The sequence below is a fragment of the Thermodesulfovibrionales bacterium genome (assembly GCA_035686305.1).
Classification (GTDB): Bacteria; Nitrospirota; Thermodesulfovibrionia; order Thermodesulfovibrionales; family UBA9159; genus DASRZP01.
In genome coordinates, this window is the sequence record DASRZP010000078.1 from 1 (window position 1) to 10,883 (window position 10,883).

At 51.8% G+C, this 10,883-nt stretch carries 11 protein-coding genes; 6 read left to right on the forward strand and 5 right to left on the reverse strand.

Annotated elements, in window-relative coordinates:
* The 4 genes from gyrA to VFG09_09445 form a co-directional block, all read left to right on the forward strand.
* The coding region (gyrA, locus tag VFG09_09430; GenBank protein HET6515365.1) for a DNA gyrase subunit A at positions 1-2,293 on the forward strand (2,293 nt) is incomplete at its 5' end.
* A 650-nt stretch (positions 2,294-2,943) separates the two neighbouring features.
* A complete protein-coding gene (locus VFG09_09435; protein ID HET6515366.1) occupies positions 2,944-3,945 on the forward strand; it encodes a chromate resistance protein ChrB domain-containing protein in 1,002 nt (333 codons plus the stop codon).
* Between the two features lie 9 nt (positions 3,946-3,954).
* Positions 3,955-4,131, forward strand: coding sequence for a hypothetical protein (locus VFG09_09440; GenBank protein ID HET6515367.1), 177 nt, complete (start codon positions 3,955-3,957; stop codon positions 4,129-4,131).
* Between the two features lie 50 nt (positions 4,132-4,181).
* Positions 4,182-5,045 (forward strand): universal stress protein, encoded by an 864-nt coding sequence (locus tag VFG09_09445; protein HET6515368.1) that lies wholly within the window; start codon positions 4,182-4,184, stop codon positions 5,043-5,045.
* Between the two features lie 269 nt (positions 5,046-5,314).
* Here the strand turns inward: VFG09_09445 and VFG09_09450 are convergent, their stop codons facing one another.
* The 3 genes from VFG09_09450 to VFG09_09460 are packed head-to-tail and all read right to left on the reverse strand — an operon-like array spanning position 5,315 to position 7,438.
* On the reverse strand, positions 5,315-6,598 hold the full coding sequence (locus VFG09_09450; protein ID HET6515369.1) for an MFS transporter: 1,284 nt from the start codon (positions 6,596-6,598) through the stop codon (positions 5,315-5,317).
* A 5-nt stretch (positions 6,599-6,603) separates the two neighbouring features.
* Positions 6,604-7,065: a chromate resistance protein ChrB domain-containing protein gene (locus tag VFG09_09455; GenBank protein HET6515370.1), complete on the reverse strand. Its 462-nt coding sequence runs from the start codon at positions 7,063-7,065 to the stop codon at positions 6,604-6,606.
* Positions 7,066-7,117: 52 nt separating this feature from the next.
* Positions 7,118-7,438 (reverse strand): DUF1259 domain-containing protein, encoded by a 321-nt coding sequence (locus VFG09_09460; protein ID HET6515371.1) that lies wholly within the window; start codon positions 7,436-7,438, stop codon positions 7,118-7,120.
* A 212-nt stretch (positions 7,439-7,650) separates the two neighbouring features.
* Between VFG09_09460 and VFG09_09465 the strand changes: the two genes are divergently transcribed.
* Together VFG09_09465 and VFG09_09470 are read left to right on the forward strand one after the other, a co-directional pair.
* The gene (locus tag VFG09_09465; protein HET6515372.1) at positions 7,651-8,229 is read left to right on the forward strand and encodes a hypothetical protein; all 579 of its coding nucleotides are present in this window, start codon (positions 7,651-7,653) and stop codon (positions 8,227-8,229) included.
* Positions 8,207-8,551, forward strand: coding sequence for a PgaD family protein (locus VFG09_09470; GenBank protein ID HET6515373.1), 345 nt, complete (start codon positions 8,207-8,209; stop codon positions 8,549-8,551). The genes VFG09_09465 and VFG09_09470 overlap by 23 nt, the downstream gene beginning before the upstream one ends.
* Positions 8,552-8,579: 28 nt before the next feature.
* On the opposite strand, the gene VFG09_09475 is transcribed toward VFG09_09470, so the two are convergent.
* Together VFG09_09475 and VFG09_09480 are read right to left on the reverse strand one after the other, a co-directional pair.
* Complete coding sequence (locus tag VFG09_09475; GenBank protein HET6515374.1) at positions 8,580-9,161, reverse strand: hypothetical protein; 582 nt, start codon at positions 9,159-9,161, stop codon at positions 8,580-8,582.
* A 237-nt stretch (positions 9,162-9,398) separates the two neighbouring features.
* Positions 9,399-10,883, reverse strand: a 1,485-nt coding sequence (locus VFG09_09480; protein ID HET6515375.1) for an AAA family ATPase, incomplete at its 5' end; no start/stop codon positions are given.

Consider the following 10,883-nt stretch of genomic DNA (forward strand, 5'->3'; position numbering starts at 1 on the left):
TCAGCGAAGGATCCTTTACGCCATGTTCAGGGAGGGCCTTCTCCCCGGCAGGAAATATTCAAAAAGCGCCGGTGTTGTCGGAGAAGTCCTGAAGAAATATCATCCCCACGGCGACACGGCCGTTTATGACGCCATGGTCAGATTGGCACAGGATTTTAATATGAGATACACCCTTGTCGACGGGCAGGGCAATTATGGGTCCATTGACGGTGACCCTGCTGCAGCATACCGGTACACGGAAGCTCGCCTCGCAAAGATAGCAGAAGAACTTCTGGCCGATATCGATAAAGAGACCGTTGACTTCATCCCCAATTTCGATGAAACGACTGAAGAGCCGAAAGTGCTGCCGTCAAGGATTCCGAACCTCATCATCAACGGGTCAGCCGGGATTGCCGTCGGTATGGCAACGAATATCCCGCCCCATAACCTCTCCGAAGTTATCGATGGTCTGGTGATGCTTCTGGGAAACCCTGACACAACCATTGAAGAGCTTATGACCCCAATAAAGGGGCCTGACTTCCCGACAGGCGGAATCATACACGGCACAGCAGGGATCAGGGATGCCTACGCCACAGGCAGGGGACTTCTCAAGGTCAGGGCGAGGGCGAGGATCGAGAGGGAACACCGGGGCGGCGAAAGCATCATCATCTCTGAACTCCCGTATCAGGTGAACAAGGCGCGGCTCATCGAAAAGATCGCAGAGCTTGTCAGGGAAAAGAAGATCGAGGGGATATCAGACATTCGGGACGAGTCCGACAGGGATGGGATCAGGGTTGTCATGGAATTGAAGCGCGGCGAGATGGCAGAGGTTGTTCTGAACAATCTCTATAAGCACACCCAGATGGAGACCACCTTCGGGATCATCATGCTTGCCCTCGTGAACGGCCAGCCGAATGTCCTGAGCCTCAAGAAGGTTCTCAACTACTTCCTCCAGCACCGGCGCGACGTGGTCCTGAAGAGGACGAGGTTCGAACTCAGAAAGGCCCAGGAACGGGCTCATATCCTTGAAGGACTGAAGATCGCCCTTGACCACCTTGACGAGATCATTGCCCTCATACGGGCTGCAAAGAGCCCTGAAGAGGCGAAACAGGGACTGATGGCCGGCTATCCTCTCTCAGAGATCCAGGCACAGGCTATCCTCGACATGAAACTGCAGAGACTGACAGGCCTCGAGCGCGAGAAGATCATCAGCGAATATAAAGAGACCCTGAAGGAGATCGAAAGGCTGAAGGCTATTCTTGGAAGCGACGCCCTCGTTTCGAAGATCATTAAGGAAGAGCTCCTTGAGGTAAAAACAAAGTACGGTGACGAGAGACGGACAGAGATCACCGAAGAGACCAAGGAGATAACCATCGAAGACCTCATAACTGAAGAGGAGATGGTCATAACGATCTCCCATCAGGGATACATAAAGAGGAACCCCCTGAGCGCATACAGGAGCCAGAGACGGGGCGGCAAGGGCCTTATGGGCATGGAGACAAAGGAAGAGGATTTTGTGGAGCAGCTCTTTATCGGCTCCACCCACGACTATATGCTCTTCTTCAGCAACCTTGGAAGGCTCTACTGGCTCAAGATATACCAGATCCCCGAGGCAGGCCGGGCAGCAAAGGGCAAGGCCCTCGTCAATCTCCTCTCGATCTCCGAGGGAGAACGGATCGCGACGGCCCTGCCGGTGCGCGATTTCAAAGAGGGATACCTCGTGACGTTCACAAAGAACGGGCTCGTCAAGAAGACTCAGCTCGATGAATACAGCAATCCGAGGGGCAAGGGGATCATTGCGGTGACCCTTGAAGAGGGCGATGAGTTGATAACCGTGAGAAAGACAGACGGCAAGAGCGACTTCATCATCGGGACACGGGAAGGGTTGTCGATCAGGTTCAACGAGGAAGACGTCAGACCCATGGGAAGGACAGCAAAGGGCGTGATAGGGGTGAGACTTCAGAAGGGTGACGAGGTTGTTTCTGCGGAGATTGTTGAGGCGAATACGGCATTGCTCACCGTCACGGAAAAGGGGATCGGAAAACGGACAAGGCTTGATGAGTATCCTGTTCAGGGAAGGGGCGGAAAGGGCGTTATCTCTATAAAGCTCGTTCCAAAAGGCGGAAAGGCTGTCGGCCTCATGCAGGTCAGGGACGAGGATGAGGTTGTGATGATAGCAAATACTGGCAAGCTTATCAGGACGGTCGCCGGGAATATATCGATCCATGGGAGGAATACCCAGGGAGTGAAGCTCATGGACCTGGACCCCGAGGACAGGATCGTCAGTATCGGAAGAGTGGCGGAAAAGGATTAGCCGTAAAATTCGGCGTCAACAGGCTGTCTGACCGACATTGGCCATTGGCCGCGTGATAGATCTTCGCTCGTTCACCCGAAAAGAACCACAACTGCTGACAAACACCGGGTATCACTAGCGCCGACAATTTGAGACTCGCACTGTGTGACAATCCAGGGTCATCGTTCGACCCACAATGGAACCTCCTTGCTCTTCAAATCAGCTTTTCGTTTACAAGGTATAGCAGATCGCCATGTGTGTCAAATGTCAAAGAGCGCCAAGGACTCGCAAGTGCCATCAACAATTCGTCGCCCTTCGACTTCATGCTTCGCGGAATTTCTCTTGACAAATAATGTAACATGTGTTACTCTTTTAACACAAGTAACAGAAAGGAGGCCGATCGATGAAAAATATAACACGGAAGATCGAAGAGACATTTGCACAGCAGGAGTCTTTGCGGGTGCGAGGAACGTCGGGTATCTGAAGCAAGTTACAGGCCGTTTCACTCAACAGTCCGACAATTTTTTCGCGGCCATAACGTTTGCCGAAGCCGGTGAATTCGATACTGCAAAGGCTTTTATTGGGCGAGACTCAGGAGACTGCAGGCGGCCTGTCGGCTCCTGCTTGCCAGGCTGTTGGGTAGGCAAGGCTTAACCATGCAAGCGACCATCATGAAACGGACCGATAAAGGGAATATCAGAAAAGACCAGGGCTGGCTCCTCTTCTTCTATAGCGTGCCTTCCAAGCCGGTCAGCAACCGCATGAAGATATGGCGTAAGCTCTCGAAGGCAGGGGCAGTTCAAATCAAGGGCGCTGTCTATATCCTGCCCATGAACGAAGAACACTATGAATTCTTCCAGTGGCTCGTCTCCGAAGTCTCTTCGATGGGCGGAGAGGCTGCTTTTACCAGAGTTGACTCTATTGATTCCATGAAGGACCAGGAAATCATGGACCTCTTCAACAAGCATAAAGAATTGGAGTATCATGGGATCAACAAAGTCATCGAAGGCCTTGAGGCTAAGGTGAACAGCGTCAAAAAAGGATCGAAAACTCAGAATCTAAAGGCGCTTTCAGAGCAGATAGCCAAGGCATCAAAGAGTTACGAGGAAGGCCTCAAGACGGACTTCTTCTCTTCAAAGGCCGGCGCTTTGCTCCTGCCAAGGCTTAATGCCCTGAATGCAGGAATGAAAGGATTCCTCGGTACAGCGCCGGAAACGAAACCTGCCGCTGTCCCTTCCAGAAAGCCCGCTGATTACCAAGGGAAGATATGGGTCAGCCGCAAGAGACCTTTTGTAGATAGGATGGCCTCGGCATGGCTTATCAGACGATTTATCGACAAGGGCGCCAAGTTTGGGTTATTGGACGAAACGGAACTTGCTGCCGCGGGAAAAGGTTCTGTAACCTTTGATCTAAGGGGCGGGGCTTTCACTCATGTCGGAGATCTCTGCACATTTGAGGTCTTGGTGAAGTCCTTCGGGATTAAAGACAGAGCGGTAAAGAAGATTGCCGAGCTTGTGCATGAAATTGACGTAAGGGACGACAGGTATAGAGCACCTGAAGCGCAAGGAATCGAAAGCCTACTGTCAGGAATTCGCAAAACGGCAAAAGATGATATGGAATGCCTCGAAAGAGGGGTAGCTGTTTTTGAAATGCTGTATGCATCGAAGATTTAGGAGCATATAATGGATATTGAACCGGTCGGTCTTGGGAGGCTTGCTGCGTATTTCCCGCGCCTCGGCGCATTGGGATTCGGTGGGCCGATCGCTTGCGGGTTTCATGCAAAGAGACCTCACTGCACGCCGATTGATAGCGACCGCTCACTGATATTTGAGGAAATTATGATATCTGATACGCTTTGAAAAGGAGAAAATCGTCGTACCCAAAAACCTTAAACAAAGAGGAGGTAGTTATGGATCGTGTACAATCTTGTCCTGTAGGAAGGCTTACCAAGGTGCTTCTCGCAACCGACCGCTCGAAATTCAGCGAGGGTGCCGAACGGGAGGCGATAAATTTTGCCAAGGTGTGCTCCAGTGAGCTTTACGCTGTTACCATACTCGAAACAAACCCTGAATATGAAACAATCGGTTCAAGCGTGTTTGAAAAAGAAGAGGCGGAAGCGGCCAGGTATCTCGACTCCCTCAGTGAAAGGGCATCTCGGGAAGGCGTTAAATGCGAGACCATTTTCCATTCGAGTATAGAACCCTATCAGGCAATTGTGGATGAGGCATCCGAGCGGCATGTCGATATGATTGTTATCGGCAGGCGCGGCCGCTCAGGGCTTGCAAAGTTGCTCATGGGCGAAGTCGCCGAGAAAGTCATCATACACTCGCCATGCAAGGTCCTCGTTGTCCCAAAGGCGGCCAGGATCGAATACAGGACCATTTTGGTTGCAACCGACGGTTCCGGACACAGCCTCGCGGCGGTTCACGAGGCTGTGGACATTGCAAAGCGATGCGGCAGCAGGATAATACCTCTTTCCGCCGCCCGTAACAACGACGAACTCGGCGCCGCAAAAACTAACGTGGACAACGTTATCGAAATAGCCAAAAAAGAAAACATCCAGGCAGAGGGCATAACACCTGTCGGCAGATCATACAATGTGATTGTCGAGACGGCAGGCGGCAGAGGCGTTGATCTTATCGTAATGGGAGTGTCGGTCAAATCAGAAGTGGGAAAATTTTTCACCGGGAGTGCGACCGAAAAAGTGATAGGGACCGCGGGCTGTGCTGTGCTTGTCGTTAAGGGTGACACGTCCACTCCCGCAACGGTATAGGTGTTCAGATGCGAACAATTCTACAGGAGGTTCCCAATGAAAGAAGTAACACTTAGAAAGTGGCAGCGTCATGTGGGAGTGAGTCTCATGCCCCTGATCGTTGTGCAGATCATAAAACGCTTTTCTTCTGAGCATCGTCGACTCTTTGGATTTATGCACATACGGCTTCCTGAGTATCTGCGCCCACACAAAGCAGAAGCAGTGAGCGGACACATACACTGTCTATACTACAACAGTCATGTCACGCACTGGATTTGGTTGTGAAAGGATCATGAGGATTGCGGAACGGATGTCCCTTTCTCTTCCGGAGGCTTCAGATTGCGAAAACTCCTATAGAGCAAGAGATCATAAATGATCTTGAGGCCGCCCGAAAGGAAAAAAGGCATGTTCAACAGGGCAGGGGATGCAAGAAGGGGTCCCGAAAACACTGGGGAAAGTGACGCGCCTGTCGTCCTTGCAATGCCGGTTAAGCCTGCTGCTGCAGAACGTTCGTCCGGGCCCATGATAGCCATTGTATAAGACTGACGGGTCGGCACATCCATCTGCGAGATACTGAAACGCAAAAGGAGCACGGTGATTGCCAGAAACAGGTTCGGCATGAGAGGAACCAATATCAAGAGGATATTTGAAGGAATGTGCGTGAAGACCATAGTTCTGATTAGGCCGATGCGGGATGCCACCCATGAAGCCGACAGGGCCGAAAGCCCTGCGAGAATATTTGCCCCAAAGAAAATAGCTCCGAGTGCGGCTGGTTGTACGTTGAAGCGCACGTGGAACCAGTACGCCACAATACTCTGCAAGACGAAGCCGCCGGCAAAGGCGTCGAGCGAAAATAATGCGGACAGCTTGAGGACGACCACCCTTGACTTATCAAGACCCAGAAGGCGACCAAGCTTCGGGGATGAAATTGAAGGGTCGGAGTAATGAGGGACCTCTACAGCATCAGAAAGCCTCATGAACAAGTACCCCAGCATCAGTCCCACTGTGGCATAGGCGACGACAATAACACGATAACTTCCCGTCGGAGTCATGCCAAATCCCTGTAGTGCTTGCGCCGTAACACCGCCAAACAGAGCACCCAGTGCGGTTGCAAAAGAGCCTGCGAGATTGTACCATGCGAATACCCGGGTGCGTCGCTCATCCGGAACAATGTGCGACAGGGCGGCCAGTTCGATAGGTAGAAATGGACCCACTTCGTAACCGCTTGGACTGATTACCCCGATTGTTGCAGCAATGAGAAGGAGCGCGAAATTGTCCGTCGTCGCGAACAGGCCGCCTGCAAAGACCATCAGTAACGCTCCGACAATAAGCATGCGTCGCCGGCCTCTGCGGTCCGCGGTCGTTGTTATCCAAAAGGAAATGACAGTATCACCGACCAAAGCGAGGGTAAATAACAGTCCGATTTGCGTTTCATTCAGGCCGATTTTAGCCAGGTAGATCATGAGAACCACTGACAGGAAACCATAAGCAAACAGACGGAAACTTCGCGTGGAAAAGAGGAGACGACCGTCATGACTCAATGCAAGGTTCCTCAGAGCAAAATCAAAGGGCATAGCTGCTATCGGGCGGCTCCTTCGGGTTTGCCCTGTCTTATCATTTCCTCGCAGTATGCATAGAGTGCGTCATAGACAATCCATTCTGCTCTGTTAATCTCGTGGTCATTCTTGAAGCCGAGATGCCTGAACCCTTCGGCAATCGCCTTGAGCCCGGGACCTTCTGGCTGGTTATACAGGGTATTATCCGTATCGGCACCGTTGACAATCCTCCCGAGCAGGAGAAGGCCTGCATTATTCGTCAGCCCATATTTCTTAAGAATGGCATCGAATGAACACTCCTTGCCGTGATGTCCCAGTTCCACCCCTGGAACATCGAAGGCAATGGCGTTGAGACGGAGCGCTTCCTCCTTCACCTCGTCAGCCGGCACGAAGAAGAACTCGGCCTCTTTGTCAATAAATTTCTTGATGAGCCAGGGGCAAGCAACTCGATCGACTTTGACATGTTCTCTGGTAATCCATCTCATACTATCACTCCCTCTGATCCGAGATCATTTTTGTTTGCTTGTATAAGCCTTCTCATTTGGCGAGATTGATTTTATCGAGCGCTGCTTTCAGGCCGTTGGCGAGCTTCTCCGGATCATCATATCCCCAAGAATGTAGAAAGAAAAGGCGGGGAGACTCAAAAAGCATATGGCTGTGTATAGCGGTAATCGCAATCCTAACCTCCCCAATTTTGACCGCAAGATCTCCGCGAGGGTATGTTACTTTGAACATATCCCCCTCGGAGGCCCCCTTTCCACCAAAAACTTTTTCGACTCCATCCCACCCGGTGGATTGCCCATATACAGTGGTAAAACTCCATAGCACTAAAGCAATAAGCAACAATATTCGTTTCATTTATTCCTCCCTTTATTCACGATGGATTTGTTGCCCTTATCATTGGAGTGACGAGCATCAACTGCACTTTCTTTAGCGCGAAAGTTGGTCAGCCAACCCTCCTGCGATGACTCCTTTTGGGGGTTCACAATAAAATGCCATCCATCAGAAGTATTTATGCACCGATATGTGAGTCTCTAATTCTTAATATTAGATTAGCAGTTACAGGGGCAATGTCAAATGTCATCTCAGTGTTCTCAATCAGTTATGACAATGGAAAGGATTTCGGCTCCTTGACTGCAGTTCGCTTCACCCCCGACGACATGTGGAGTTTCGACCTCTCTTACGATTCCTTCACAACGGACGTGCCCCTCCGGGCAAGGGTATTCGGCATCGAGTCCGACAAACTCGAGGCAGACATTGTTTACAGGGAGAGTGAGTGGCGCAGCTACGGACTCTTTCTCACGGACATGAACTTCTCCGACGGGAACACAAGACTGGGGGCGATGATCGATTATCAGCAGGGGCTTCTTGTGAAGAGGGACTGGAAAGTCAGGATGTCCCTGGATCTTGGCTATTCACATAACTCGCGGCGAAATGCTTCCTATTTCAATCCGAGTCACGACGTCACCCTTTCGATTACCCCGATGGTCGAGCAGACTATCCGCCGCATGTACGGACGCTCTTTTGTTCACAGACTCTTCTTCGGCATGGGGGTTTATGATGAGGCAGGGTTCAAGACCAAACCTATCGCCTCACTGAGATACCAGCAGGAGTACGAGTTGTCAGATGTTCACCATCGAGATCATTGAACAGACGGGGTATCTTGAGTTTCTCGCTCTCGTAAGGGCGCTCGGTTGGTATGTCCTGATACTTTTCTCCATCCTGCGTTTGTGGGGATACTATAACTACTGGAAGTTCGGGAAGAGGAACAGGCGCAAGGCTTCAATGTCCGACGATGCGGCAACTCAGGAACTGGCTGACTATTTTCAGTTGCAGATCCCCGCCGTCCATGAACTCCGAGGCCTCAAGGAAGTCCTTTGGCCGGTAGAAGGGCATAGACTCGTGGTTAAACAGATCAGGAGATATCCATCCACCTCGCGAAACGCAGAAATAAGCGGCCTCACCTGGTGATTTCCGCAGGCTCGGCATGTTTGAAAAGCTACGGATTCGAAATCGTCACCGTAGCGGCAACCTTATCCGAAGTGGACGTATCGGTAACAGTTAAAGTCACAATTGAGCCATTTGCACCGGTACACGCATTAGAAGCTGTTACGGTAAATTTGCCATTTGTCGTCAGGGTTGAGGTATCAAGAGTAACGAGACTCAGATTTGTAACTCCTACAACGTAAGATGCGCGAGTTCCACCCGTTGCGGTAAATGTCTGGGATTCTCCTGCTGAACAACTCAAGGTTGCCGATGAGGGTGTTACGGAAAGGGCCGCCGGAGCGGGAACGCTCTTGGGCAGGCTCCACGTTCCAGATCCGTCCGAACCTGTGCTCGTATATGTTCCTGAGAATGACTTCCAGTCCTTGCTTGCAACTCCCGTTAAGGTCGTGACACTTCCGTCTGCGTTATTGAGGGTAATAACGATACTCTCACTGTTGAGAGTGCCGGTGAGCGTTGCGTTATCCGAAGATGTTCCGGAAAAAGGCCCGTATCTTTCTTCCTGTGTGAGAGAAAGCTCTGTTTCGCGGACAGAGACGTTGGACCGGTCAAGGGACAGATTCCAGGTCCCATTCACGTCACCTGCATTTGCGACCGTTCGGAATCCGCCCCCGCAACTTGGGACCGATAAACACAGGATCACAACCAAAAGGCAGGGAAAAACTGCATAAGGCCAATTCATTTTTCGATATGTTCTCATTCTTTCGCCTCTCGAATTCATCACTTTTTCTCCCGCTTGCGCTTCCCCCAAAAGCTCTCCAATTATAGGGTTCTCAAAAGGTGAGTGTCAAGACATCCGAGGATCGTGTGCGCGCTAACGCTTTAATTCCCCGGAGGCCGGAACTGCGCGCCGAAAGGCCCAGGCCTCGATGCTCCTTATCTGTTCATCCATGGTCACTGAAAGAGGGACGGTCACTCTCAGAACTCTTAAGAGATCATCTTCGACTACGGGTCGCTTATCGGCAAGGGCCTCGAAGACCGCTGATTTGACCACCTGCTCTATTTCAGCTCCGGAAAGACGTTTGGCCAGTCGTCCCAGCATCGCAGCATCAATCGCTGCAGAATCGATACCCTGCTTCTTCATATGGATGCGGAATATCTCTTCCCGTGCCGTTTCATCGGGAAGCCCCATATAGAATATCTCATCGAAGCGTCCCTTGCGGAGCACTTCCGCCGGAAGCATCTCGATGGCATTGGCGGTGGCGGCGACAAAAACAGGCGCAGTCTTTTCCTGCATCCAGGTCAGGAAGGAACCGAGGACCCGTGAAGCCGCGCCTCCTTCGGCTTTGAACCCCTGCGATGATATGCCGGACTCGATCTCATCGATCCAGAGGACGCAGGGCGCAACTGCCTCTGCAGTCCTGAAGGCCTTGCGCAGGCTCGACTCAGGACTGCCGAATGCTCCCCCGTACACAACCGCCATATCGAGACGGATAAGGGGAAGGCTCCACCGGGTGGCGATCACCTTGACAAACAGCGATTTGCCGCAGCCCGATATCCCCATGATCAACACTCCCTTCGGCATCTTTGCGCCGGAAGAAATGTTATCCAGGCCGAATGCTGTTTCACGACGCTGCAGCCATCTCTTGAGGTTTTCCATCCCGCCCAGATGCTCCAGAGGCGCATCATTGAGGACAAACTCCATGATGCCGCTTTTTCTGATGATCTGCTGTTTCATCTCGAACAATGCCCGAACGATTTCATTGCCGTCGCCGGACCGGGACAGGGCACAAGCTCCGATGCTCCGCTCGATGTCCTCAAGATAAAGCCCCTGAGCAGCAATCACCAACCTGCCCATCAGCCCGGGATCAGAGGCACAGGCCTCCATGAGCAGTGGAACACGCCCTTTCAGCATCTCCAGATGCGCCTTGATCTCCGTCATAACGGGTATCCCCTGGTAGAGAATAACAAGGTCTTCTCTCAACCGATCCGGTATCGTCTCCTCTTCACCGATGACAATCAGGGTCTTTGATCGGGCCCGCACGACAAATTCCTTCAGCTTCCTGATAATGAAGGGGTTGTTTACCCAAAAGCTGGAAAGATCCTTGAAAAGAAAAGCGGCGGGTCCCGGCTGTGCGATGGCAAAATCGAGCGCCGGCAGAGGGTTTACCGTCTCTTTGAGTGACGAGCCCTCCCGGACGAAGCCTTCGGTGCAAGTCCAGACATAGGGACTCCCGGCCCCTGTCATGGCTGCGGCCTCGGCTACAATTCGTTCGGTGCTCTGCTCGCTATCGGTAACGACATAGAACAAGCTGTTTCCGGCCTCGATCGTTCTCAGCAGGTCAGGTATATTCAAGTT

What these genes read in the sequence shown, in the direction of transcription:
- VFG09_09435 (HET6515366.1), top strand. Translation starts at nt 2,944, where the DNA reads ATGAAACGGACCGATAAAGGGAATATCAGAAAAGACCAGGGCTGGCTC.
- VFG09_09440 (HET6515367.1), top strand. Translation starts at nt 3,955, where the DNA reads ATGGATATTGAACCGGTCGGTCTTGGGAGGCTTGCTGCGTATTTCCCG.
- VFG09_09445 (HET6515368.1), top strand. Translation starts at nt 4,182, where the DNA reads ATGGATCGTGTACAATCTTGTCCTGTAGGAAGGCTTACCAAGGTGCTT.
- VFG09_09450 (HET6515369.1), bottom strand. Translation starts at nt 6,598, where the DNA reads ATGCCCTTTGATTTTGCTCTGAGGAACCTTGCATTGAGTCATGACGGT.
- VFG09_09455 (HET6515370.1), bottom strand. Translation starts at nt 7,065, where the DNA reads ATGAGATGGATTACCAGAGAACATGTCAAAGTCGATCGAGTTGCTTGC.
- VFG09_09460 (HET6515371.1), bottom strand. Translation starts at nt 7,438, where the DNA reads ATGAAACGAATATTGTTGCTTATTGCTTTAGTGCTATGGAGTTTTACC.
- VFG09_09465 (HET6515372.1), top strand. Translation starts at nt 7,651, where the DNA reads ATGTCAAATGTCATCTCAGTGTTCTCAATCAGTTATGACAATGGAAAG.
- VFG09_09470 (HET6515373.1), top strand. Translation starts at nt 8,207, where the DNA reads ATGTTCACCATCGAGATCATTGAACAGACGGGGTATCTTGAGTTTCTC.